This window comes from Pseudomonas putida, from assembly GCF_002906855.1.
GTDB classification, from domain to species: Bacteria; Pseudomonadota; Gammaproteobacteria; order Pseudomonadales; family Pseudomonadaceae; genus Aquipseudomonas; species Aquipseudomonas putida_N.
In genome coordinates, this window is sequence record NZ_MINI01000048.1 from 308,001 (window position 1) to 332,821 (window position 24,821).

A 24,821-nucleotide genomic window follows, 5' to 3' on the forward strand; every position below is an offset into this window, starting at 1 on the left:
CTCTAGAGGGCCCAGTTGCCCAGGTCGGCATCCTGGCCTTCGCCTCCTGGCACGCCATCGGCCCCCAGCGAATAGACATCGACCCGCCCATGCTCACCGGGCATGCGGTACTGGTACGGGGTGCCCCACGGATCTTCCGGCAGGCGGCGTACGTAGCCGTCGCTGCGCCAGCTGCGTGGCAGCGGTTCCTGGGCCGGCTTTTTCACTAACGCGGCCAGGCCCTGTTCGTTGCTGGGGAAGCGCAGGTTGTCCAGGCGGTACATGTCCAGCGCCTGCTCCAGGGTCGCCAGGTCGGCCATGACCTTCTGCTTCATGGCCTTGTCCTGGTTGCCCAGCACGCTGGGCGCGACCACGGCAATCAGCAGGCCGATGATGAAGATCACCACCATGATTTCCATCAGGGTGAAACCGCGCTGGTGGTTGCGTCGATGCTGCATGGAAGTGCTCCTTGGGTTCACAGTTGCAGGCCCTGGTTGAGTTGCATGATCGGTAACAGCACCGCCAGCACGATGAACAGCACCACGGCGCCCATCACCAGGATCATCAGGGGTTCGAAAAGCGCCATGGCGGTGTCCACCTGGCGGGCGAAGCCGCGCTCCTGGTCGTCGGCCACGCGTTCGAGCATGTCGGCCAGGGTGCCGCTGGCCTCGCCACTGCCGACCATGTTCACCAGCAACGGCGGGAACTGTAGGCTGGCGTCCAGGGCGCGGTGCAGGCTGGTGCCGCCCTGTACCTGCTGGCGCACCTGCTCCATGGCCAGGCGGATGCGCCGGTTGCCGACCGTTTCGGTGGCCACCTGCAGGGCTTCGAGCAGGGCCACGCCACTGCTGGTGAGAATTGCCAGGCTGCGCGCCAGGCGGGCGCTTTCCAGTACCTGCAGCAGCACGCCGATACGCGGCAGGCGCAGCAGCAGTTCATCGCGGCGCAGGCACCAGTGCGGCTTGCGCAGCAGCCAACTGCCCAACAGGCCGGCGATCAGCGCCAAGCCCAGCAGCCAGGGGCCGGCCTGCACCAGGCCCTGGCTCAGGCCGATCAACAGCGAGGTGATCAGCGGCAGGCTCTGCCCGGCGTGGGCGAATTGTTCGGTGAGCTTGGGCACGACGAAGGTCATCAGGCCAACCACCACTGCCAGCGACACGCCCATCAGCACGCAGGGGTAGATCAGTGCGGTGCGCGCCTTGTGCTGCTGGCGCTGCACCTGTTCGAGGTGATCGGCCAGGCGGGTCAGCACCTGGGCCAGGCGCCCGGAACGCTCGCCAGCCTCGACCAGTGCGCAGTACAAACCAGTGAAGGGCGCCCCTTGGCGGGCGAGGCTGCGGGCCAGCCCCAGGCCTTCGGCAAGCGAGCCGCGCAGGGCTACCAGCACGCCATGCAGGGCCGGCTCGCGCAGTTGCCGTTCGAGCGTGGCCAAGGCATCTACCAGGGGGATGCCTGCACCGGTCAGAGTCGCCAACTGACGAGTCAGCTCGCACAGCTGCGCACGGCTCAGGCGCTGACGGCGCGGTTGCCGGCTGCCGGTTTCATGGCGCTGCAGCTGGCGCGGGAACAGGCCCTGCTCGCGCAGCAACTGGCGCGCATGGCGTTCGCTGTCGGCCTGCAGGCTGGCCTTGTGGGTCTTGCCGGCGAGATCGACGGCCTGATAGCGGAAAGTCGGCATCGGTCAGCCCTGCACCACGCGCAGCACTTCGGCGAGGCTGGTTTCACCGCGGGCCAGGCAGTCGCTGGCCATCGCCACCAGGCTTTGCCTGCGCTCGGCCAGGTAGCCCTGCATGGCCAGTTCACTGACGCCGTCGTACAGCAGGCCAACCAGGCCAGCGTCCAGCTCGATGAATTCGTAGAGCCCCAGGCGCCCGACATAACCACTGCCCTGGCACTGCTCGCAACCGACCGCGTGATAGCTGCTGTGCAGCGCCGCCAGCTCTGGCCACAAGGCACGCTCTGCCGGCTGCAACGGCTGTGCGACCGCGCAAGGGCACAGCCGCCTGACCAGGCGCTGGGCCAGTACCCCGCGCAGGCAAGAGGCGATCAGGAACGGTTCGATGCCCATGTCGCGCAAGCGCGTGACGGCGCCCACTGCGCTGTTGGTGTGCAGCGTCGACAGCACCAGGTGGCCGGTGAGGCTGGCTTGCACGGCAATCTGCGCGGTCTCTTGATCGCGGATTTCACCGAGCATGATCACGTCCGGGTCCTGGCGCAGGATCGCCCGCAGGCCGCTGGCAAAGGTCAGCCCGGCACGCGGGTTGATGGCGGTCTGGCCGATGCCGGCGATGGCGTATTCGACCGGGTCTTCGACGGTGAGGATGTTGCGGCTGCCATCGTTCAGGCTGTTGAGGCTGGCGTACAGCGTGGTGGTCTTGCCCGAGCCGGTCGGGCCGGTGGACAGGACGATGCCGTTGGGCCGCGCCAGGCAGCTGCGCAGGCCCTGCAGCACCGCAGCGGGCATGCCCAGGTTGGCCAGTGCCAGCAGGCTGGCCTGTTTGTCCAGCACCCGCATCACCACGCGCTCTCCATGAATGCCAGGCAAAGTCGACACCCGTACATCCACTTCCCTGCCAGCCGCTCGCAAGGTAATGCGGCCATCCTGGGGCTGGCGCTTCTCGGCGATATCCAGCCGCGCCATGACCTTGATCCGCGACACCAGCATTGCCGACAGCGCCCGTGGCGGGCGCAGCACCTCGCGCAGGTGGCCATCGACGCGCAGGCGCACCACCAGGCTCTGCTCGAAGGTTTCGATATGGATATCCGACGCACGCAGGCGCAGCGCCTGGCCGAACAGGCCGTTGATCAGGCGGATCACCGGGGCTTCATCGTCGCTTTCGAGCAGGTCCTCGATGCGCGGCATCTCGCTCATCAGGCTGTCCAGGTCGACCTGTTCGCCAATGCCTTCGATCAGTGCTTCAGTCACGCCTGCACCCGCTTCATAGAGCTGGCCAAGGCGCTCATCGAACGCCGCAGGCTCCAGGTACTCCAGCGCCATGGGCCGGCCATGCACGCGCAGCAGTTCCTGCAACTGGGCGCTGTCGGCGTCGCGACGCAACCACAGGCGCCAGCCTTCTTCGGCCGGGGCCATGGCCAGCCCGGCCTGGCGTGCCAGGCGATAGGGCAGCATCACCAGTTGCCGCCTTCGAGGCGTGCGCGGCTGGCGGGGAACACCTGCAGCAACGGGGTGCCTTCGGCCAGGTCGGGCAACTGCAGCGGCGTGGTCTGCTGCAGGGTGCGGTACTTGCCCTCGCTGAGGCGCGCGAGGCTCGGGCCGTCGCGCAGGATGCGCGGGCGAATAAATACCATCAGGTTCTGCTTGGTGTTCTTGCTGGCATCGGAACGGAACAGCCGGCCCAGGTAGGGAATGTCACCGAGCAACGGCACGCGCTGGTCGCTGGTGCTGAGCTCGTCGCTGATCAGGCCGCCGAGGATGACCAGGCCATTGTCCTCGACCATGACCTTGGTCTTGATCTCGCGCTTGTTGGTGATCACGTCACTGGCGGCGCGGGAGTCGGCGATCGACGAAACCTCCTGGACGATGTCCAGGCGTACGCTGTTGTCGACGTTGATCTGCGGCTTGATACGCAGCTTCACGCCGACTTCCTTGCGCTCGATGGTCTGGTAAGGGTTGGCATTGTTCTGGGTCACCGAGCCGGTCACGAACGGCACCTCCTGGCCAACCAGGATCGACGCCTCGGCGTTGTCCAGAGTCAGCAGGGTCGGCGTCGATAGCAGGTTGAAGCCGCTCTTGCCCTTGAGGGCGTTGATCAGCATGGCGAAGTTGAAACCGCCGCCGATATGGCCAAAGCCGGCCGTTGCACCGGTGGTGGTCGACAGCAGGTCGCCCAGTGCCTCGCTGTCGCCACTGGCGGCAGCGCCGGCGATGTTGGCAATGTTCACCCCGTTGCTGCCGAAGTTGACGATACCGGCGCCGAACTTCTCGTCGGCAAACAGCCACTGCACGCCCAGTTCCTGGGCCTGGATATCGGACACTTCGGCGATAATCGCCTCCACCACCACCTGGGCTCGGCGGATGTCCAGCTGTTCGACGATCGAGCGGTAGGCCGCCAGTTCGCTGTCGGGGCCGACCATGACCACGGCGTTGGTGCCCTCTTCATATTCCAGGCGGATGCCGGAGTCGCTGGCAGCCGCCATCACCGGCCGGTCCTTGCCCTCCCCTTCGCCAGCCGCTTCGCCGGGCACCGCGCCTTCCTGGCTGAGGCCGCGCAGCACCTTGACCACTTCGGCGGCATTGGCGTGGCGCAGGTACATGACTTGGGTGTTGCTGCTGTGCTGGTTGTCGCTGGGGCGGTCAAGCTGGCCGAGCAACGCCCGCACCCGCTCGGTGCTGCCACGTACCAGCAAGGCATTGCTGCGCGGGTCGGCGACCACCTGGGTGCTGTCGGCGCCCTGCTCGCGGGCCAGCAGGCGGGTGAGCAGTTGCGCGGTGTCGGCAGCGCTGGCATGGCGCAACGGCATGACCTGCAGCGGCTCGTCGCTCACCTGGTCAAGCTGGCGCAGCAGGCTGTCGATGCGCTCGAGGTTGCTGCGCCAGTCGGTGACCACCAGCAGGTTGGCTGCCGGATAGGGCGTGATCACACCGACGCGGGGGTCGATCAGCGGCTTGAGGATGCCGAGCATCTGCTCGCTGGCGGCATTGCGCACATTGAATACCCGGGTGGCCACGCCATCGCTACCCTGGCTCTGTTTACCCGCAGGCTCGACCGGCACCGGTTCCAGGCGCGCGGCCTGATCGGGGACGATCTTCACGCTGCCGTTGGGCAGGTCTACGGCGGCATAGCCTTGAGCACGCAGTTGGGCGAGAAAGATGTCATAGATGGCATCGGCGTCGTGGCGGTCGACGGTGCGCACGGTGACCTTGCCCTTGACCCGGGGGTCGACGATGAAGGTGGTGCCGGTGATGCGCGACACGCTGTCGATGAACTCGCCCAGCTCGGTGTCGACGAAGTTCACCTCATAAACGGGCGTGCCGTTGTCATCGAAATTTTCCGGCTCCTCTGCCCAAGCGATTGACAGGCCCAGGCTCAAGGCTGCAGCAATGCAGTATCTGGCAAACATCATTCATCCTTGCCGCTTGAAGCCGGTCACGGCGGGGCGTGGCGGCCAGGGCAGGCGCTCGCGCCGCCCCTGGTTGTCGAAAATCAGGCCATCGGCGTCGATGTCCTGCAATACGATACCCGGCGCCAGGCGTTGACCTCGGCCGAGGGTGCGGACTTGCTGGCCGTAGCGCAGCACCACCACGCTGGCCGACAAGGGCTGGGCCTTGAGGCCGCCGAGGTACTGCAACGGCAGGCGGGTGATGACGATCGCGCCGTCATCGACCGCGGGCTGCCAGTGACCGATCAGCAGGCCTGGCAGTGGCAGAGCGGCGACCTGCGCCGGGCTGGCCGGTTGCGGCTGGCGCCCCAGTTGCAGCACGCACTGGGCGGCCAGCCAGCCGGCCAGCGTCAGCAGGCCGCCGGTCATCACGCGTGAAGCCAGGCTCACGAAACGGCCTGCCGCGGGTGCCAGCCTGGGTGGCCCTGCACGTAGCGCACCTCGGGCAGTTGCAGCGATGCCAATTGCCAATCGGCCTTCTGCCGCACAAGCCAGGCCTCGACCCGCTGCCACAGCGGTTCGCCCGCCTGGGTTTCGAACTGCAGGCCAAAGGTACGACACAGGCCCTGCACCGCTTCGATACCGCTGACGCGCTTGCCTTGCGGGCTGTAACTGACCCGCCAGGCCTGGCCCTGCCAGCGCGGCAGGTCCTGGCTGTTGTCGAGCAGCAGTGGGTCACCGAATAGTTGCTCGGCGGCGTTCTCCAGCACTTGTTCGACTTGCCGGGCTGGGGCCTCGACGACGGGCGCCGGGTAGCCACCGGTCAGGCTGATCAGGTGCTCGCGGGTAATCGCTTCGCCTGCCGCCAGGGGGTAGTCGTAACGCAGACCCGGGAGCAGCACCGGCATGCTGTTGTCATCGGCCAAGGCCTGGTGCAGCAGGCGGTCCCAGCTGCCGCCACGGGTGTCCCGGCGCCACAGGGCTTGCGGCGCGCGCGCCAGTGGCTGGTCGAGCCACGCCGCGTGGCCGGCACGTTGCTGGCGCAGTTCACCCTGCAACTGGCTGGCGCGCATCTGTGCAGCAGGCGACAGGTAGCGTTCAAAGGCCGGGAAGAACTGCCCGTCGAACTGCCATTGTCCGGCGACCTGCTGGCAACGCAGGCGGAATGCGCCGCTGCCGCGGCAGCCGGCAAACAGCACCGGCACCCGACGGCCACTGGCCTGGGTGGCTTGAACCGGTGCCGGCCACAGGTCCTGGCCACGGGCACAGAGCAGTACATCGGCTTGAGCCAGTCGCTCGGCCAGCCAAAGGCCCGGCCCGGTGCCGACATCGGCCATCGCCACGACCAGGTCGGCCTCGCGCCGCGCCTGCTCGAAGGTCGGCAGCAAGGATTGGTACCACTGTTTAAGGGAGGCCTTCTGGTCTTGGGCGTAGGGGTCGGTGACACCGACCACGGCGATGCGCGCCCCACCGCGCTCGAAGAGATGCAGCGGCTCAAGGTTCAGCGACTTGCGTTGAGCGTCCGCAAGCCCGGCACCGAGGGTGATCGCGCGAGACTGGCGGTAGAGCGCCGCGCTGCGCTGGGGCCAGAGCACGCGCTCATCGCTGCTGACCCGCGCTTCGCTGCCCAGCAACTGGCTGCCCTGCACGCCGCTTTCGCCCTGGGTGAGGTAGGCCAGGCCACTGCCGTTCCAGCCCTGGCCGTTTTCCAGAGTGAGGCTGTTGCCCGCACCGGCTTCGGTGCGCAGTTGCTCCAACAGTGCCGCCAGCACGGCATAGCCGCCCAGCTTGATCCCGGCCGCCTGGTTGGCATCGAGCAGCGGTGCCAGCTGCGGATGTGCCAGGCTGGCACTGGCTCCGGTCATCCACGGTGCCCGGCCCAGGTGGCTGACTGGGCCCAGGCGCGTAGCCGGCACCACCGGCAGGCCGGGCTGGCGTGCATCCAGCGTGTCGGCGACATACAGCAGGTCCACACGGGCGCTGCCGCCACGTTGGCCTGGCAATGCAGAGCAGGCGCCGAGCAGCGGTGCCAATGCACCGACACCCATCCAGCTGATCAATTCGCGCCTGTTCACACTGCTTGCCATCGGGCCCGCCATCCTTATCCGAGTTCTCGTTGGGCCCCGGATGTTGCGGCGTAGGCATGACAGTTTGATGGCAAAAATCCGACAACCATTCCAAATTGGTCTGTCGGTATTTGTAATAAGAACTTACAGTTTTAAAAACCCGTTAATATTTCTGCCAATGAATCATCACAGTAGCGCCCTAAAGTCGCGGTTTCTCCAACTCAGCCACTATAAGGACACCCTGATGAGTCGAGATACCGGCGATAACCTGGACCGCAACCAGAGCGGCAACCTGCCGATGGCCAGCGTCATGGACGCTTACCTGAGCCGTCGCAGCGTGATGCGCGGCAGCCTGGGCGCCGCCATCGCCATGATTGCCGGTACCGGCCTGACGGGTTGCTTCGACAGCAGCGGCGGCTCCGATGACGATCCGGTCACCCAGCCCCCCGTGACCGAGCCACCGGTGACCGAGCCTGAAGAGCCGAAACTGGCCTTGGGCTTCCAGTCCATCCCTGGCTCGCGTACCGATGCCTGTGTCGTCGCCGCAGGCTACAGCGCCTATGTCCTGGCCCCTTGGGGCACACCGCTGAACAGCAACGGCAACCCGTGGAAATCGGACGGCAGCAACACCTCGACCGACCAGGCCAATGCCATGGGCATGCACCACGACGGCATGCACTTCTTCCCGATCAACGGCAGCTCCGACGACGGCCTGCTGGCGATCAACTTCGAGTACATCGACACCGCAGCCCTGCACCCCAACGGCCCGACCACCGATACCAGCGGCAAGCGCCCGGCCGAAGAAGTGCGCAAGGAAATCAACGCCCACGGCGCTGGCGTGGTGCGCCTGCAGAAGGTCAACGGCCGCTGGCAGGTGGTCGACAACGACCCGCTCAACCGCCGCTTCACCACCGCTTCGCGCATGGAAATCACCGGGCCGCTGCGTGGCACTGACCACGTCAAGACCAAGTATTCGGTCGATGGCACCCACTGCCGCGGCACCAACAACAACTGCGGCAATGGCTACACCCCGTGGGGTACCTACCTGACCTGCGAAGAGAACTGGCCAGGCATCTTCGTCAACAAGGGCACCCGCCCGGAAGATCAGCGCCGCATCGGCGTGGGCACCTCCAGTGGCCAGTACAAGTGGGAAAGCGCTGCCGGTGACAGCAGCGAAGTGGACGATGAATTCGCCCGCTTCGACGTGACCGTCAAAGGTGCCACCGCCACCGACGACTACCGCAACGAAGCCAGCACCTATGGCTACATCGTCGAGATCGACCCGCACAACAGCAGCACCCTGGCCACCAAGCGCACGGCCCTCGGCCGCTTCCGCCATGAAGGTTGCTGCCCAGGCCTGCCAGTGGTCGGCAAGCCGCTGGTCTGGTACATGGGCGACGACTCCAACAACGAGTACCTGTACAAGTGGGTGTCCACGGCCGTATGGGATGCCGCCGACGCCAACCCGGCCGACCGCCTGGCCACCGGGGCCAAGTACCTCGATCACGGCAAGCTGTACGTCGCCCGCTTCAATGCCGACGGCACGGGCGTATGGCTGCTGCTCGACGTGAACACCGCCACCTCCGCCGGCAGCACACTCGGCGCGCTTTATGGTGACCTGGCCGGCATCATCCTCAACACCCGGGGTGCCGGCGATGCCGTGGGCGCCACGCCGATGGACCGCCCGGAGTGGACCGCAGTCAACCCGCTCAACGGCGACGCCTACCTGACCCTGACCAACAACAGCGCGCGTACCCCGGAAAAGGTCGATGCAGCCAACCCGCGCGGCCCGAACCGTCATGGCCACATCATCCGTTGGCACGACAGCGACGACCAGCTGAGCTTCACCTGGGACATCTTCGTGTTCGGCGCCAACGCTGCCGGTACCGCAGACATCAACCGCTCGGGCCTAACCGAACTCAACCAGTTTGCCAGCCCTGACGGCATGAGCTTCGATAGCCGTGGCGTGCTGTGGGTCGAGACCGACAATGGCGAAACCACGCTCACCGACTACACCAACGACCAGCTGCTGGCGGTGATCCCCACCGACCTGGTCGATGCCAGTGGCAAGCAGGTGCCGATCAATGCCCAGAACCAGACGGCCCTGCGCCGCTTCTTCGTCGGGCCGAACGGTTGCGAAGTGACGGGCATCAGCTTCACGCCGGACAACAAGACTTTGTTCATCAATATCCAGCACCCGGATAACTGGCCTTATACCGACAAGGCGACCGATGCGACTCCGGCCGGGGCCAAGGTACGGCCGCGGGCTACGACGGTGGTGATCCAGCGCGATGATGGCGGGGAGATCGGTACTGCCTGATTCTGCGCTGGCTGTACCGGCCTCTTGGCGGGCTTGCCCGCGAAGAGGCCGGTACAGGTTACCAAGCCATCGGCTCCCGGCTGCGCACCCGCACTTGTTGCGCCGGCACCCGCGCATGCCACTGCACCACGCCTAATGCCTCCACCTGAAACTCACTGCGCATCACCCTGCCCTGTTCCTCAAACGACAGCTGCAAGAGGTAATGCCCACTGTTGAGCAACAAGCCCTCGCTCAGCCGTTCGAACGTCTCGTCATCCACCGCCCCCAGCGCCTGGCGCAACGCCGATGCATCCTCGTACCCCGACGCCGGCCGCCCGCTGACAATGCGGCTGAGCAACGAACGTGGATAACGCCCCTCATACAATGCATCGAGCAACGGCAGGTGCTCCAACCCCAGGGCATTGGCATTCAGGCGCCAGCCAGTGGTCTGCGGCAAGGTACACAGCATCGGGTAGCGGCGATGACGGGTAGCGTCAGGTTCCAGCAGCAGGTTCAGCTCGCTGCTATCGAGCATCGGCTGGTTGGCTGCCAGACGTGGCGGTTGCTGGCGCAGGTACTGGGCGCTTTCGGCGCCTTGCAGACGGGCATCGCTGTCACTGTCGAGCCAGTCGGCCAGCGTATCTACCAGACGCTCGGCGGCCATGTCGTCACCCAGCAGGTGCTTCAGCTGGCGCTCAGCACGCTCGCCATCGGCTCCCAGTAGCGCATTCACATTGAAGCAGGTGTGCTGGTCACGCACCCGCAACTGCGCCTGTCCGGCGCCAAAGTCGTACTTTAGCGGTTGTCCGCGCATGGCTTGCCAGAACAACGGGCTAAGCCGCCAGGCGGGGTCACGCAGGGCCTGTTCGGCATAGGCCAGACCGGCCTGCTCCATGGCTCGCACCTGCACCCGCTGGCGCAACAGCTGCACCTCATCCACCTGACGGCGCCCATCCTCCACCAGCCAGGCCATACCTGCGGCGAGCATGGCCAGCACCACCATCACCATCAGCAGCGCTGCGCCCTGCTGCCGCCTGCCTCCCATCCCACGCCCCTTTTCAATCGGTGAAAAGCGCCAGTCAACACGCGGGTTGTTGCAGCCAGGTTGCAATAGCCTTGCAGTCATGTGGGCGTCATCTGCAATCGGCAGGATTGACCTTCATTTTCATGACCTTACAGGAGTGGTCGAAATGGGTGGCATCGGAATCTGGCAACTGGTGATCGTACTGCTGATCGTGTTTCTGCTGTTTGGCACCAAGCGCCTCAAGGGCCTGGGCAGCGATGTCGGTGAAGCGATACAGGGCTTTCGCAAATCCATGGGCGGCGACAATGACGTCAACGCGCCAGGTGCCGCTCAAGTACAACAACAACCACCGGTAACCGCCCAGGCCGCACAGCAGCCGCAAACGGATCGCCAAGCCTGATGTTCGAGATTGGCTTCAGCGAACTCTTGCTGGTAGGCATCGTTGCGCTGCTGGTGCTTGGCCCGGAGCGCCTGCCGGTCGCGGCGCGCACCCTGGGCCGTGGCCTGGGGCAGGCACGCCGGGCGATGAACGGGTTACGCGCGCAGATGGAGCGGGAGATCGATATGCCCAACCTGGACAGCGCACCCTTGCAGCGCCTGGAGCAGCAAATCCGCCAGGGGATCAGCCTCAAGGCGGAACCGGACAATGACAGCGCCTGCGCCAGCGTCGCCCGGGAGAGCACCCCATGAGCATCGCCCTGGACCCGGCGGCACGCATGCCATTGACCGACCATCTGCGTGACCTGCGCAAGCGCCTGGTACGCTGCCTGTTGTTGTTGGCCGCCGTGCTCGCCGGGCTGTTCCCCTTTGCCCAGCAGCTGTACACCATGATCTCGGAACCGCTGCGCCGCTTCCTGCCGGAAGGCGCCAGCATGATTGCCACCAGCGTCACCTCACCGTTCCTTACGCCGTTCAAGCTAACGGCGATGTGTGCACTGTTCGTGGCCATGCCACTGTTGCTGCACCAGGCCTGGGGCTTTCTCGCTCCGGGCTTGTACCGCCGCGAGCGGCGCATCGCCCTGCCGCTGCTGGTGTCGAGCATCGTGCTGTTCTATGCCGGCATGGCCTTTGCGTTTTACCTGGTATTCCCGATGATGTTCGGCTTCTTTGCCAGTGTGACGCCAGATGGCGTGGCGATGATGACCGACATCAGCCAGTACCTGGACTTCATCATGGCGCTGTTCCTGGCATTCGGTCTGGCCTTCGAGATCCCGGTGGCAACCTTCATCGTGGTATGGGTCGGGCTTGCCGATGTGCCGACGCTGCGGCGCAGCCGGCCATTCGTGATCGTTGGCTGCTTCGTAGTAGGGATGATCCTCACCCCGCCGGATGTGTTCTCGCAGACCATGCTGGCGGTGCCGATGTGGATACTGTTCGAGGCTGGTTTGCTGGCGTGCAGCCTCCTCGGAAAACAGGAAAGTCAGGAGTAGAGTTCACCCTGTTTCTGCCAGTGCGAACATTCCAGTCGCGTATTCGACCAGCGCCGATTACCACTGGAAGGTATCCCGTATGCCTGTAGGTTCGCATACTAATCATGCTGTGCGCCCCGAAACTCCTTACGGTGCAACAGCATGTCTGTCCTTATCGATGCTCTGACTCAAGCGTCAGTTGAATGTGTTCATCCTCTCGACCAACTGACTGGCCTGGCAAAGAGCGCTGGCCAGCAAAAGTTCGCAAGGATCTTGAAGTCGATTTTCGGCCGGGAAGGGCCAGCTGAAGCCTATGCCAAACTGCACACTGATTTGTGTGACGGGGCGGTGGAACACCCCGTGTACAAAATCGTTAGCGATCCTACCGTTGCTGCCAGATATGACCGCGGTAGTCAGGTAATGGAGATTGACGCCTCAGCAGTCGAGCAAGCCTTGAGCCAACCACAGGCCACCGTTTCACTCCTGCTGGCTATATTCGGAGCGTTTGCTCATCACGTTGGACAGTTGGTAGGTGCTGAGTTGTCCGAGGGCGAGCTGGAAAGTGTCAGCCAGAACTATACCAGCACACTGGCTCTTTTCGACCGCATGACAAAAAACGGCACAGTCATCGCAATCATCAACGGCGAAGGTGTTTCGGAAACACTTCTGCTGCAGTTGCAAAATCCCGACCAGGCCGGCGAAATCGATGGGCAGCCGATAAAGGAAAAGTTAGTGCCGACGCTGCGATTTGGGGCGGGGGAAGGGAGTGGCGCTGAGGGGTCATTCGGCCATGAATCCATCGAAAGAGCCTTGGCAACTGCAGGCTTCACACCGGAACAGCGCAAGGCGATCTATTTTGGTAATTGGCTACGTGATTACTCGCAACTGTTAGATCCGAAGCTTGTTCGAGCCCCCCATGAAACCAAGGACTTCCCGCGAAAATTATCCAGAGCCTCGCTGACTGAACTTGTGGATCTGCTCGCCTTAAAGGAATTCCATCAACTCCAAGAAACCGATGAAGGTCGCAAAGCCTACACCGTCAACGCGAGCATGTTGGGGGTCTATCGGCCTTCCGAGCATATCGACAACCCGCTGACACTCGATGAAGGTAATGACCCACAATCGGTCGACCCAGACTTCGAACCTGTGGTCGGGGCGGATCACCCACTGATGGAGTTGGACGGCGAAGGGTCCAAGTATCGTTATTTCGAAAGCGCCCAAGCCTACATGTACCAGAAGCTCATGGACGCTTCGGTCGCGGGCCCGACGCCAGAAGGAATGCGATACTTCGGAGAAGGATTGCACGTATTGGAAGATCTTTTCGCCCATTCCAATTTTGCCGAACTCAGCCTGCGCAAGACAGGACACTCCGATGTGCTGGTCTGGACGCTGGAGAAAGAATGCAAACACAAATGGCCTTTGGTTACCGGCCTGTTCTCTGGCACCGACATCCTTGGCAGCGTACTCGAACCGATTGGCAAGTTTCTTTTCCCATCCGATAGCCTTGCATACGAGCCTACCCACCCAGGTGATCGCAGTGATACTGAGCGCATGCTTTTGATCCTGCTCAAGGAGCACGAGGATCCTAAATGGCTAGCAGCGTTGGAAGGCTACTTGGCGCTTCGCGATCAAGCCGCTGAACAGCCATGGTTCAATGCCTTGGAGAAGACCAATCATTTCGCCAAGCTTCCAATCAAGGCTGTCAGCCATGTGATCGACCTTGTCTTCCAGAAATTGCTGACATGGGCTGGCGACAGCGTCGATGATCTGCAATTGCTGTTAGGCAAAGATCCGAACATTGACGACAACACCCACCCAACCCATTCACAACTGGCAAAGGACCACGATACCCATCCGTTTCACGGATTGTCGGTACTGTTGGCACAGTATGCAGTCGAGGATGTTGGACGTTCGATGTTCCAGTATTGGCAAGGAGACACAGCGAGGGACCCAGCGACGTTGGCGAAGAGCTACTTTACGCATCCCGCTATCGCTGATTGGCAAGACGATATTGTCCAGGCCTGGGCGCACATGAATGGGGACAAAATCAGGGAAGGATGTTCGAACGCAAGCCTGAGTGAACGGCGCAGAAGCTACGAGCAAGCCGCCAAGGAAAGGCTCAAAAGGCTTGAAGAATCCAACCCTTTATCCTTGATCGAAGATCAGGAAACGCTCACAAACCTGTTTCCGTTCGGCTGAAGCACAGGCTTAGCCTTATCGACAGCAGCTGCGCACTGCGCTTAGAAACTCAGCAAACGCCAGACCTCATAGGCTGGCGTCTGGTACGGGTGGCTCTGCTTGAGGGCAGCGACGACCTGAGCGATCAGGTCGTCGGCCACCACCAGCTCCACCTTCCATTCCTCGACCACCTCGACCTGGCCAGTCTGCCCGAGGAACGGCTGGCTGCCGTCCAACGGGCGGAACTGGCCTTGGCCCAGGGTCTGCCAGGCGCAGTGGTCGTAGTCGCCGATACGCCCGCCACCGGCGGCGAACACGGCGGCCTTGACCACGTCAACATGGCTGGCCGGGACGAAGAAGGCGAGCTTGTACACGCCTTAGTTCACCCAAACGCGGGCGTTGCGGAACATACGCATCAGCGCGGCGTCTTCCTGCCACTCATCCGGGTGCCAGGAGTTCTGCACGGCGCGGAACATACGCTCCGGGTGCGGCATCATGATGGTCACGCGGCCGTCGCGGCTGGTCAGGCCGGTGATACCACGCGGCGAGCCGTTCGGGTTGGCCGGGTAGGCTTCGGTGACCTTGCCGTGGTTGTCGACGTAGCGCAGGGCCACGCAACCGGACAGGTCGGCTGCCAGCAGTGCTTCTTCGCTGGCGAACTCGGCATGGCCTTCGCCGTGGGCGATGGCGATCGGCATGCGCGAACCGGCCATGCCCTGCAGGAAGATGGAGTTGGACTTCTGCACCTCGACCATGGCCACGCGCGCCTCGAACTGTTCCGAGCGGTTGCGCACGAAGTGCGGCCAGTGCTCGGTGCCCGGGATCAGCTCGTGCAGGTTGGACATCATCTGGCAACCGTTGCACACGCCCAGGGCGAAGCTGTCGCTACGTTCGAAGAAGGCCTGGAAGGCATCGCGAGCGCGGCTGTTGAACAGCGCCGACTTGGCCCAGCCTTCACCGGCACCGAGCACGTCACCGTAGGAGAAACCACCGCAGGCGACCAGGCCCTTGAAGGCTTCGAAGTCGACACGGCCAGCGAGGATATCGCTCATGTGCACGTCGATGGCGGCAAAACCTGCGCGGTCGAAGGCGGCAGCCATCTCGACCTGGCCGTTGACGCCCTGCTCACGCAGGATCGCCACTTGCGGGCGCACGCCCTTCTTGATGTACGGCGCGGCAATGTCGTCGTTGACGTCGTAGCCCAGCTTGACCGACAGGCCTGGGTTTTCCTCCTCGAGCAGCAGGTCGAATTCCTGGTCGGCGCAGTCGGCGTTGTCGCGCAGGCGCTGGATCTGGTAGCTGGTCTCGGCCCACTGGCGCTGCAGCATGCGACGGTCGTCGTCGAACAGCACTTCGCCATTGAGGCTGATGGACACTTCAGCGTTGTTGACCGGCTTGCCGATTACCGCAACGCACTCACCCAGGCCAGCAACGCTGAACTGCGTCAACACGTCCGGGGTGGCGTCCTGGCGGACCTGGATGACCGCGCCCAGCTCTTCGTTGAAGAGGATGGCGGCCACGTCGGCCTTGCTGTCGGTCAGCGGGTCTAGCTGCAGGTCGAGGCCGCAGTGGCCGGCGAAGGCCATTTCCAGCACGGTGGTCAGCAGGCCACCGTCAGAACGGTCGTGGTAGGCCAGCAGGTGGCCATCGGCGTTCAGGCCCTGGATCACGGCGAAGAACGCCTTGAGGTCTTCGGCGTCGTCGACGTCCGGTGCCTGGGCTGCGATCTTGCCGTAGGTCTGGGCCAGGATCGAGGCGCCCATGCGGTTCTTGCCGCGGCCCAGGTCGATCAGGATCAGGTCGGTCTCGCCCTTGTCCATGCGCAGTTGCGGGGTCAGGGTCTGGCGAATGTCGGTGACCGGGGCGAAGCCGGTGATGATCAGCGACATCGGCGAGGTGACGCTCTTCTCGACGCCCTCTTCGCTCCACTTGGTCTTCATCGACATCGAGTCTTTGCCGACCGGAATAGTGATGCCCAGCTCCGGGCACAGCTCCATGCCGACAGCCTTGACGGTGTCGTACAAGCGCGCGTCTTCACCCGGGTGGCCAGCGGCAGACATCCAGTTGGCCGACAGCTTGATGTCGGACAGTTTCTCGATGCGCGAGGCCGCCAGGTTGGTGATGGTCTCGCCGATCGCCATGCGCCCGGACGCCGGGGCGTCCAGCAGAGCCAGCGGGGTACGCTCGCCCATGGCCATGGCTTCGCCGGTGTAGACGTCGAAGCTGGTGGCGGTGACAGCGCAATCGGCTACCGGGACCTGCCACGGGCCGACCATCTGGTCGCGGGCAACCAGGCCGGTGATGGTACGGTCGCCGATGGTGATCAGGAAGCTCTTGCTGGCCACGGCCGGGTGGTTCAGCACGCGCTGGACGGCGTTGTCCAGGTCCAGCTCGCTCGGGTCGAAATCATCGCCCAGCTCGGCTTCGCGGGTGACCGAACGGTGCATGCGTGGCGGCTTGCCCAGCAGCACGTCGAGCGGCATGTCTACCGGGGTGTTGCCGAAGTGGCTGTCGCTGACGGTCAGGTGCGGCTCTTCAGTGGCCTCACCGACCACGGCAAACGGGCATCGCTCGCGCTCGCAGATGGCCTGGAAGCGCTCGAAATCGACGGCGCTGACGGCCAGTACGTAACGCTCCTGCGATTCGTTGCTCCAGATTTCGTGCGGGGCCATGCCCGGCTCGTCGTTGGGCACGTTGCGCAGTTCGAAGCGGCCACCACGGCCACCGTCGTTGACCAACTCCGGGAAGGCGTTGGAGATACCACCGGCACCGACGTCGTGGATGAAGGCGATCGGGTTCTTGTCACCCAGCTGCCAGCAGCGGTCGATGACCTCCTGGCAACGGCGCTCCATTTCAGGGTTTTCGCGCTGTACCGAGGCGAAGTCCAGGTCAGCCGAGCTGGCACCGGTGGCCACCGAAGAAGCGGCACCGCCGCCCAGGCCGATCAGCATGGCCGGGCCGCCGAGCACGATCAGCTTGGCGCCGACGGTGATCTCGCCCTTCTGCACGTGATCTTCACGGATGTTGCCCATGCCGCCAGCAAGCATGATCGGCTTGTGGTAGCCGCGCACTTCTTCACCGTGCGGGGTGTCGATGGCCTGCTCGAAGGTACGGAAGTAGCCGGTCAGGGCCGGGCGACCGAATTCGTTGTTGAACGCGGCGCCGCCCAGCGGGCCTTCGATCATGATGTCGAGGGCGTCGACGATGCGCTCAGGCTTGCCGTAGGCCTGCTCCCATGGCTGCTCGAAGCCCGGGATACGCAGGTTGGACACGGTGAAGCCGGTCAGGCCGGCTTTTGGCTTGGCGCCACGGCCGGTCGCGCCTTCGTCGCGGATTTCGCCGCCGGAGCCGGTGGAGGCGCCGGAGAACGGGGCGATGGCAGTCGGATGGTTGTGCGTCTCGACCTTCATCAGGATATGCACCGGCTCCTTCACCGCACCGTACTGGCGGGTTTCAGGGTTCGGGAAGAAGCGCCCGGCAACACTGCCGACGATCACCGAGGCGTTGTCCTTGTAAGCCGACAACACGCCTTCGTTGTGCATCTGGTAGGTGTTCTTGATCATGCCGAACAGGCTCTTTTCCTGAGCCTGGCCGTCGATGTCCCAACTGGCGTTGAAGATCTTGTGGCGGCAGTGCTCGGAGTTGGCCTGGGCGAACATCATCAGTTCGATGTCGTTCGGATTGCGCTTGAGGCCCTGGAAGGCGTTGACCAGGTAGTCGATCTCGTCTTCGGCCAGGGCCAGGCCCAGGTCGATGTTGGCCTGGGCCAGTGCCTCGCGGCCACCTTCAAGGATGTCGACCGAGGTCATCGGCTTGGGCTGGGCGTGGCTGAACAGGTCGGCTGCCTGCTCCAGCTTGGCCAGCACGCGCTGGGTCATGCGGTCATGCAGTTCGGCAGCGATCAGCTCGGCGTCGGCGTCACTCAGGTTGCCGGCCACGTAGTAGGCGATGCCGCGCTCCAGGCGCTGGATCGACTGCAGGCCGCAGTTATGGGCGATGTCGCTGGCCTTGCTGGCCCATGGCGAGATGGTGCCCAGGCGCGGCACGACCAGGAACAGGCGGCCGGTCGGCTCCTGTACCGGCACGCTCGGGCCGTATTTGAGCAGACGGCCCAGCACCTGCTGCTGGTCGGCGGTCAGCTCACCGTCAACGTCGGCGAAGTGGGCAAATTCGGCATACAAACCAGTAACAGCGGGGACTTTCTGGCTCAGTTGCTCAAGTAATTTACCGTGGCGAAAGGCAGAAAGGGCAGGAGCGCCGCGCAGGATCAACATCGTCGGGACAGCCTCAGGAAGGGGTGTGCTTAGAGGCCGTGCATTCTAGCCTAATTCAACGGCTTTCGGCACCCGCTCTACACCATGGCTGCCGGGCGGCGGAACCGGACTTCGGGGTCAAATTTGAGAGGGGTTCGCCTTGAGTGATTCAACGCCCGTGAGATCGAGCGCCGCGCGGGCGGCGCTCGATCTCACAGACGCCAAACATCTCAAGGCGGGCCCTGGTGGCCTTGATGCAATCCCCCCAACCACACAACTCGCTACCAGACAAGCTAACAGTTGTCGAGATATGGCTGGGCCAGTCCTTTGCGTATACTGCAACCTATGTTCGCCCACACTGCTTTGCGCCAACGTTGCGCCAGATGGCTAATCGCAACCGGACTCTTTCTGCTGCTCGGTGCCTGCGTTGAAAAACCCAGCACCCTCGAGCGAGTGAAGGAGGACGGTGTGCTGCGCGTGATCACCCGCAACAGCCCGGCCACCTACTTCCAGGACCGCAACGGCGAAACCGGCTTCGAGTACGAGCTGGTCCAGCATTTCGCCGACGATCTCGGCGTCAAGCTGCAGATCGAGACCGCTGACAACCTCGACGAACTGTACGACTCGCTCGGCAAACCTTCCGGCCCTGTGCTGGCGGCGGCCGGCCTGGTCAGCAGTGACCGGCGCAAGGCGCAGGTCAAGTACTCGCACCCTTACCTGGAAGTGACCCCGCAGGTCATCTACCGCAACGGCCGTCCGCGCCCTACCGATGCCAAGGGCCTGGTCGGCAAGAAGATCATGGTGCTCAAGGGCAGCAGCCACGCCGATCAGCTGGCCGAACTGAAAAAACAGTATCCGGGCCTGGAATACGAGGAATCCGACGCGGTCGAAGTAGTCGACCTGCTGCGCATGGTCGATGAAGGGCAGATCGACCTGACCCTGGTCGACTCCAATGAACTGGCAATGAACCAGGTGTACTTTCCCAACGTGCGGGTCGCCTTCGACCTGGGCGACACCCGCGACCAGCGCTGGGCGGTGGCAGCCGGTGATGACAACAGCCTGCTCAACGAGATCAACGAATTCCTCGACAAGGCACAGAAGAACGGCACCCTGCAGCGCCTGAAGGACCGTTACTACGGCCATGTCGACGTCCTTGGCTACGTCGGTGCCTACACCTTCGCCCAGCACCTGCAGCAGCGCCTGCCCAAGTACGAGAAGCACTTCAAGAGTTACGCCAAGGTCGAACAGGTCGACTGGCGCCTGCTGGCAGCCATCGGCTACCAGGAATCGATGTGGCAGCCTGAAGTCACCTCCAAGACCGGCGTGCGCGGCCTGATGATGCTGACCCAGCGCACGGCCCAGGCCATGGGCGTCTCCAACCGCCTGGACCCGAAGCAAAGCATCCAGGGCGGTGCCAAGTACTTCATGAAGATCAAGGAAGAGCTCGACGACAGCATCAAGGAGCCAGACCGCACCTGGTTCGCCCTGGCCGCCTACAACGTCGGCACCGGCCACCTGGAAGATGCCCGCACCCTGGCCAAGCGCGAAAAGCTCAACCCGAACAAGTGGCTGGACGTGAAGAAGATGCTGCCGCGCCTGGCCCAGAAGCAGTGGTACCGGCAGACCAAGTACGGCTATGCCCGTGGCGGCGAGCCCGTGCACTTCGTGGCCAACATCCGCCGTTACTACGACATCCTCACCTGGGTGACCCAGCCGCAGCTCGAAGGCCAGGTGGCCGAGGGCAACCTGCATGTGCCCGGGGTGAACAAGGACAAGCCGGCGGATCAGTCGCCGCCGATGTAAGCCAAGTCAGGCCTTGGCCCGTCGGGCCTTGAAGAAGTCACTTAGGATCTGCCCGCACTCCTCGGCCAGCACCCCGCCCTCCACCATCACTCGATGGTTGAGAAAGCCCTGCCCAAAGAACTGCCCTTGGCTCTGCACGATGCCAGCCTTGGGCTCCAGTGCGCCATACACCACCCGCATCACCCGCGAATGCACGATCAGCCCTGCACACATGCTGCACGGTTCCAGGGTCACGTACAGGGTGCTGCCGGGCAGGCGGTAGTTGCTGGCAGCCTTGGCTGCCGCGCGAATGGCGACCATCTCGGCGTGGGCGCTGGGGTCGCTGTCGACAATTGGCCGGTTGAAGCCCTGGCCGATCACCTGCCCATGCTGCACCAGCACCGCGCCCACCGGCACTTCGCCCATGGCCGCGCCCTCGGCGGCCAGTGCCAGGGCCAGGCGCATGAATTCCTGATCGCGGCTGCGATCGATGATCTGCGGGCGCATCAGACCACCGCGATCGCGGCCATCAGGCCGGTTTCCATGTGGTCGATGACGTGGCAGTGGAACATCCAGGTGCCTGGGTTATCCGCCACCAGTGCGACCTGGGCACGCTCGTTCTTGCCCAGCAGGTAGGTATCGGTGAAGTAAGGTTCGGGGATTTGTCGGCGATTGGAGCCGATCACCTTGAAACTCATACCGTGCAGGTGGACCGGGTGCTGATACTGGGTCATGTTCTTCAGCTCAAAGATGTAGCTCTTGCCCTTCTTCAGCGTGGCGATCGGCCGGTCGGCGCAGGTCTTGTCGGTGATGTCCCAGGCCTGGCCGTTGATCTGCCACATGCTCGACGGTTTGTCCGGATCGTCGTTGACCGAGACAGTCGCCGCCCATTCGAAATTGAAGTTCAGCTTCTCGGCATTCTCCAGGTCCGGCTCGGCGATCGGGTTAGCCGGCAGGGCCTTGGGCCACTCGCCCGGTGCTTCGGTGCTGGTCACCGAGCGCAAGGTGCCCAGGCGCACGAAACCGTCGCGCAGGGAAATTTCCTCGCCCGCCTCGGGAATGCGGATGGCCAGGCAGATGCGCATGCCCGGGCCGAGCCAGTATTCATCATCCAGTGGCCGAGGGGTCACCGGGTTACCGTCGAGGGCATAGATTTTCGCCTCGCAGTTACCCTTGAGATTGAGGCGATAGGTCCAGGTGTTGTCCAGATTGAGCAGGCGCACGCGCACCACCTGCCCGGCCGGCAGCTCGGTGACCGAGTCGGCCTGGCCGTTGATGGTGATCAGCCGCCCGGCAGTACCGTTGCGTGCGGCCTCGCGGGGGATGCTGAAAGGCAGCCAGGCGCCCTGCTCGTCCACGTGCCAGTTTTTCAGACTAAGCGTGCGCTCATGCTGGAAGCCGGTCGGTTCGCGCTCCTCGACGATCAGCGGGCCCACCAGGCCGCGCCCAAGCTCCTCGGAGCTGCTGACATGGGGGTGATACCAGTAACTGCCAGCATCCGGCACACGGAACTTGTAGTCAAAGTACTCACCCGGCTTGACCGGCAACTGCGAAACGTAGGGCACGCCGTCCATTTCCAGCGGGAGGCGGATGCCATGCCAGTGGATAGTGGTTTCCACCGGCAGGTGGTTGATGAAGCGCACCCGCAGCCAGGTGCCCTGGCGCACTCGCAACTCGGTACCTGGCGCCGAGGGGCCGAAGGCCCACGCCTCGGTCTTGAAGCCCGGCACCAGTTCGACGTCCAGCGGTGCCGCGATCAGTTCGTAGTCATGGCCGGCGTTGTCGTCCTCGACCTTGCCCAGCCAGTAACGTGCCGCGCCACCGGCGCCCAGGCCAACCACAACCAGGCCGGTCAGGCCTTTGAGCATTTGTCGACGGGTGAAGGACATCGGTGCGGGTACCTCGTGTTCTGCGCAATCAAGCTGCCAGCACGGCTGACGGTGAAGGGCGAATACGATACACCTGCATTTGCGAAAGATTAAGTGAAGGATTGTCAGAAATTCTTCAAGGTCGGCCTCCAAGTGATATGTAACTCACGCAAGATGCCCTCCCGTTTCACATTGCCCCCTTTGGTCACGATGTGAGATTCGCAAATGCCCCTGAACGAACAACAACAGCACGACCTCAATGCGCTGAGCGACATTGCCGAGCAAGTTGGCCGCACTTGTCCTGACCTGCGCCAGCGGGCACGTGATGTAGCCCTGCAGTTACTTGAGCAGCAAGGGCTTGGCGCGCTTGAGCCCGACTCCGTCTACTTCCATCGTTTTCACGCCACTTCGAGCAGCCCGCTCACATTCAACGGTTGGCAGCACCATGAACGGCCTTACCAGACGCTGACGCTGCCGCAACTGGTGATGGCGCGTTTCAACCCAGCCGAGCAGGAAGCCAGCGACCTGCTCGACCAGTTCACCGGTTTCTACTCCAGCGGGCCAGCCTGCGAGCGCTTTGACGAATCGAACGAGATACGACTCGCCCCCAGGAGTGTGATGACGAGGTTTTGGGAAATCGACTTCAGCAGTGACTTCCATGCTCGTATATCGCGCTTCTGGCAACAGCATGCCGACGATTACCGGACACTGGCCAAGGCATCGTTCCTGAGTAAAGTTGTGGAAGTGTGCGCCCATGCCCCCGGTAGCGCTCTGGCCAAGCGAGCCTTGAGTGCCGCGCACGCTCTGACCGGCATTCAGCGTTGGCCTGTCTCGTTGTCCCTCCTTCGCGAACAGTTCACACGCGCTGCCGCGCCTGCACAGCTTCGACATTGGCGGCCACATCGCCAGCGACATACTCCGGCTGGTCCTGGAAGACGGCAGCCAGCTGCTCTATATTCCCGGTGAGGATCAGGCTCTGCACCTGTTCGCCAATGACCGCGAACTGTATGGCTGGGTGCTGGCGCAGACACGAGACAGGCTTGATCGCGCTCGCTTCCTCAGCCATTTCCCATTGGCCAGCCACGCTGAAAACGATCCTGACATCGGTCTCCACCACTTGCTGGATGTCATGCGCAAGCAGTGGGACGCTATTGACCCACCTGGGCTCAATACGCTCGCCACCCCGCTCCAGCAGGATGCCTTCACCTGGCTAAGCGACAGCGCACGACAGCGCATGCTCGCAGATGCCCACTTCGCCCTGCGCTCGAATGCCGACTTGCGCAAGCAACGCTGGATCAGTTATTTGCAGAGCTTCGGCAGAGTCTTCGGGCCGCTGGCAGTGCTGGGCTGGCCTGTAGCACTGGCAGCTACCGGCGCCGGGCTGGCCGAGACCGGGCTGGATATCGATCAGGCAATCAACGGCCATACCACGGCAGAGCGGCAATCCGGCTTCGTTGCGGCAATCCTCTGCGCCATCAACACCTTGTTCAACGCCAGCCTGCTACGTGAAGCAGGGCTGAACGTCGACGGCGAGATGCGCCTGCCTGAAACAGACGAGGCAACAGCGCTGCCCGAACCGGAGCCCGGAAATGCCACGGCGGGCGAACTGCTGGCGTGGGTACCCGAGGCATACGCCCCATCGGAGCCCGGGAAGCTGCTGGAAGCCCTCGAGAACAACGACATACTTTCCTCGGTACCCGGTGATATTCGTTTCCAGGGCGTCATCATGGAAAGAGGCAAACATTACGCAATGGTTGGCGACCTGACCTACCAAGTGCGCTTTATCGGTGAGCTCGACACCTGGGCCATCATCGATCCGGAAAACCCATTCTCATTCACCCAGACCATGCCTCTGCGGCTCGACGCAGACGGTAACTGGAAGATCGCCGAACGTTTGCGTCTCAACGGTGGAACACCTCGCTTCCTGCTCAAGGCCTGGGGCAGGCTCCACCCAAGGCCGAAGCTGCCGGCGCTGGAGCCGACGCCCTACGAAGTGCCGCACGCTCAAGCAACGGCCCTGAGGGAAGCGGCCAATGGCGATCAGGACATTGCCCTGACCTACAACGCCGAACCGCCCTACAGGCTCTACAGGAAATTGCGCGATGACCTGGCTGCCGATGCCCGGCAATTTTTCCTCAACTTCGAACCACGTCCGCGTCCGCAACTGCCAGAGCTGCCCCTGGCCGCGCCGACAAGCCCCTTTTTCCGTGAACTTTACCGCCACAGCGAAGGCCTGGTGGTTGGCGAATCACATGTCGAGCGCGGTGCCCGGCAGTTCCTTGTCAGCAACATGGGCCAATTGCACAAGGCAGGCGTGAAGGTCATCTACCTGGAACACTTCCTGACCGACTTCCACCAGGCAGAACTCGACCTGTTCAACCAGACCGGCACATTGCCGGAAGCACTCAGGCAATATGTGGCAGACCTGGACGCCCTGGCCAGCCAGTTCGAGGTCACACCCTACACCCTGAAAAAAGTGCTGTATGCAGCCCATGCGCAGGGCGTACGGGCTCAGGCCATCGACTGTCTGGCGTCCTATCGTCAAGCCTGGCACGAAAAGCCCTCCTCCACGATTCGTCAGGAAATGATGAACTTCTTCGCCCATCGGGTCATTGCCATCGACCAGGCAAGCCGCGGCCCTTCGAAGTGGGTTGCTCTGGTCGGCAACTCACATGCCAATAACTTCATGGGCATTGCAGGACTGGCTGAAATGGAGGGCGCCATCGGGCTGCGCGTGGAGGACATCGAGGTGGGCCAGAGCGGCGGAATAGGTGTCGATCCCGGACATACCTTCGAAGAGGATGGTATGGCGGCATGGATCAAGAGCGATTTGCGCTTGCAAGTGCCCATCAGCCGACCCTGGATGTAGAGACGACAAGGGCGCCTTGCGGCGCCCTTGTGG

At 63.5% G+C, this 24,821-nt stretch carries 19 protein-coding genes and 1 pseudogene; 9 read left to right on the top strand and 11 right to left on the bottom strand.

The features are described from left to right. Positions 1-2: 2 nt before the first annotated feature. From gspG to BGP85_RS24210, 6 genes are read right to left on the bottom strand one after another with little or no spacing between them, the layout of a single operon-like run. Positions 3-437 carry a type II secretion system major pseudopilin GspG gene (gene gspG, locus BGP85_RS24185; RefSeq protein ID WP_103445481.1) on the bottom strand — a complete coding sequence of 145 codons (435 nt, stop codon included), beginning with the start codon at positions 435-437 and terminating at the stop codon, positions 3-5. Between the two features lie 17 nt (positions 438-454). Then, positions 455-1,657 (bottom strand): type II secretion system inner membrane protein GspF, encoded by a 1,203-nt coding sequence (gene gspF / locus BGP85_RS24190; protein ID WP_103445482.1) that lies wholly within the window; start codon positions 1,655-1,657, stop codon positions 455-457. A 3-nt stretch (positions 1,658-1,660) separates the two neighbouring features. After that, positions 1,661-3,109 (bottom strand): GspE/PulE family protein, encoded by a 1,449-nt coding sequence (locus tag BGP85_RS24195; RefSeq protein WP_103445483.1) that lies wholly within the window; start codon positions 3,107-3,109, stop codon positions 1,661-1,663. Then, positions 3,109-5,043, bottom strand: a complete 1,935-nt coding sequence (gspD, locus tag BGP85_RS24200; protein WP_374755343.1) for a type II secretion system secretin GspD — start codon at positions 5,041-5,043, stop codon at positions 3,109-3,111. Before gspD ends, BGP85_RS24195 begins: the two co-directional genes overlap by 1 nt. Positions 5,044-5,064: 21 nt before the next feature. Beyond that, positions 5,065-5,490, bottom strand: a complete 426-nt coding sequence (locus tag BGP85_RS24205) for a pilus assembly protein PilZ (RefSeq protein ID WP_103445484.1) — start codon at positions 5,488-5,490, stop codon at positions 5,065-5,067. Then, entirely contained in the window at positions 5,487-7,127 is a 1,641-nt protein-coding gene (locus BGP85_RS24210; RefSeq protein WP_103445485.1) for a lipoprotein UxpA, read from the bottom strand. The genes BGP85_RS24205 and BGP85_RS24210 overlap by 4 nt, the downstream gene beginning before the upstream one ends. A 223-nt stretch (positions 7,128-7,350) precedes the next feature. Here BGP85_RS24210 and BGP85_RS24215 point away from each other — a divergent pair, with 223 nt between their 5' ends. After that, positions 7,351-9,426, top strand: a complete 2,076-nt coding sequence (locus BGP85_RS24215; protein WP_103445486.1) for a PhoX family protein — start codon at positions 7,351-7,353, stop codon at positions 9,424-9,426. A gap of 58 nt (positions 9,427-9,484) precedes the next feature. On the opposite strand, the gene gspK is transcribed toward BGP85_RS24215, so the two are convergent. After that, positions 9,485-10,450, bottom strand: coding sequence for a type II secretion system minor pseudopilin GspK (gene gspK, locus BGP85_RS24220; protein ID WP_103445487.1), 966 nt, complete (start codon positions 10,448-10,450; stop codon positions 9,485-9,487). 145 nt (positions 10,451-10,595) lie between these two features. Between gspK and tatA the strand changes: the two genes are divergently transcribed. The 4 genes from tatA to BGP85_RS24240 all read left to right on the top strand — a co-directional run bounded on the left by tatA (position 10,596) and on the right by BGP85_RS24240 (position 14,037). Then, positions 10,596-10,829 (top strand): twin-arginine translocase TatA/TatE family subunit, encoded by a 234-nt coding sequence (tatA, locus tag BGP85_RS24225; protein ID WP_103445488.1) that lies wholly within the window; start codon positions 10,596-10,598, stop codon positions 10,827-10,829. Beyond that, positions 10,829-11,119, top strand: a complete 291-nt coding sequence (tatB, locus tag BGP85_RS24230; protein WP_103445489.1) for a Sec-independent protein translocase protein TatB — start codon at positions 10,829-10,831, stop codon at positions 11,117-11,119. The genes tatA and tatB overlap by 1 nt, the downstream gene beginning before the upstream one ends. Next, on the top strand, positions 11,116-11,859 hold the full coding sequence (gene tatC, locus BGP85_RS24235) for a twin-arginine translocase subunit TatC (RefSeq protein ID WP_103445490.1): 744 nt from the start codon (positions 11,116-11,118) through the stop codon (positions 11,857-11,859). The genes tatB and tatC overlap by 4 nt, the downstream gene beginning before the upstream one ends. 141 nt (positions 11,860-12,000) lie before the next feature. Continuing rightward, the gene (locus tag BGP85_RS24240; RefSeq protein ID WP_103445491.1) at positions 12,001-14,037 is read left to right on the top strand and encodes an HET-C-related protein; all 2,037 of its coding nucleotides are present in this window, start codon (positions 12,001-12,003) and stop codon (positions 14,035-14,037) included. Between the two features lie 41 nt (positions 14,038-14,078). Here the strand turns inward: BGP85_RS24240 and BGP85_RS24245 are convergent, their stop codons facing one another. After that, positions 14,079-14,390, bottom strand: a complete 312-nt coding sequence (locus tag BGP85_RS24245) for an NGG1p interacting factor NIF3 (RefSeq protein ID WP_103445492.1) — start codon at positions 14,388-14,390, stop codon at positions 14,079-14,081. Between the two features lie 3 nt (positions 14,391-14,393). After that, complete coding sequence (purL, locus tag BGP85_RS24250) at positions 14,394-18,290, bottom strand: phosphoribosylformylglycinamidine synthase (protein WP_103445493.1); 3,897 nt, start codon at positions 18,288-18,290, stop codon at positions 14,394-14,396. A 324-nt stretch (positions 18,291-18,614) separates the two neighbouring features. Here purL and mltF point away from each other — a divergent pair, with 324 nt between their 5' ends. After that, on the top strand, positions 18,615-20,072 hold the full coding sequence (gene mltF, locus BGP85_RS24255; RefSeq protein WP_103445494.1) for a membrane-bound lytic murein transglycosylase MltF: 1,458 nt from the start codon (positions 18,615-18,617) through the stop codon (positions 20,070-20,072). A 6-nt stretch (positions 20,073-20,078) separates the two neighbouring features. Here the strand turns inward: mltF and tadA are convergent, their stop codons facing one another. Together tadA and BGP85_RS24265 are read right to left on the bottom strand one after the other, a co-directional pair. Next, the gene (gene tadA, locus BGP85_RS24260) at positions 20,079-20,558 is read right to left on the bottom strand and encodes a tRNA adenosine(34) deaminase TadA (RefSeq protein WP_103445495.1); all 480 of its coding nucleotides are present in this window, start codon (positions 20,556-20,558) and stop codon (positions 20,079-20,081) included. After that, on the bottom strand, positions 20,558-21,940 hold the full coding sequence (locus tag BGP85_RS24265) for a multicopper oxidase family protein (protein WP_103445496.1): 1,383 nt from the start codon (positions 21,938-21,940) through the stop codon (positions 20,558-20,560). Before BGP85_RS24265 ends, tadA begins: the two co-directional genes overlap by 1 nt. A gap of 204 nt (positions 21,941-22,144) precedes the next feature. Between BGP85_RS24265 and BGP85_RS29690 the strand changes: the two genes are divergently transcribed. The 3 genes and pseudogenes from BGP85_RS29690 to BGP85_RS24280 all read left to right on the top strand — a co-directional run bounded on the left by BGP85_RS29690 (position 22,145) and on the right by BGP85_RS24280 (position 24,788). Beyond that, positions 22,145-22,885 carry a dermonecrotic toxin domain-containing protein gene (locus tag BGP85_RS29690; RefSeq protein ID WP_146049001.1) on the top strand — a complete coding sequence of 247 codons (741 nt, stop codon included), beginning with the start codon at positions 22,145-22,147 and terminating at the stop codon, positions 22,883-22,885. Beyond that, positions 22,848-22,937: pseudogene (locus BGP85_RS29695) on the top strand (hypothetical protein); the annotation flags it as partial. The gene BGP85_RS29690 and the pseudogene BGP85_RS29695, both read left to right, overlap by 38 nt. Before the next feature lie 258 nt (positions 22,938-23,195). Then, positions 23,196-24,788, top strand: coding sequence for a membrane-targeted effector domain-containing toxin (locus BGP85_RS24280; protein ID WP_146049002.1), 1,593 nt, complete (start codon positions 23,196-23,198; stop codon positions 24,786-24,788). Positions 24,789-24,821 lie beyond the last annotated feature (33 nt).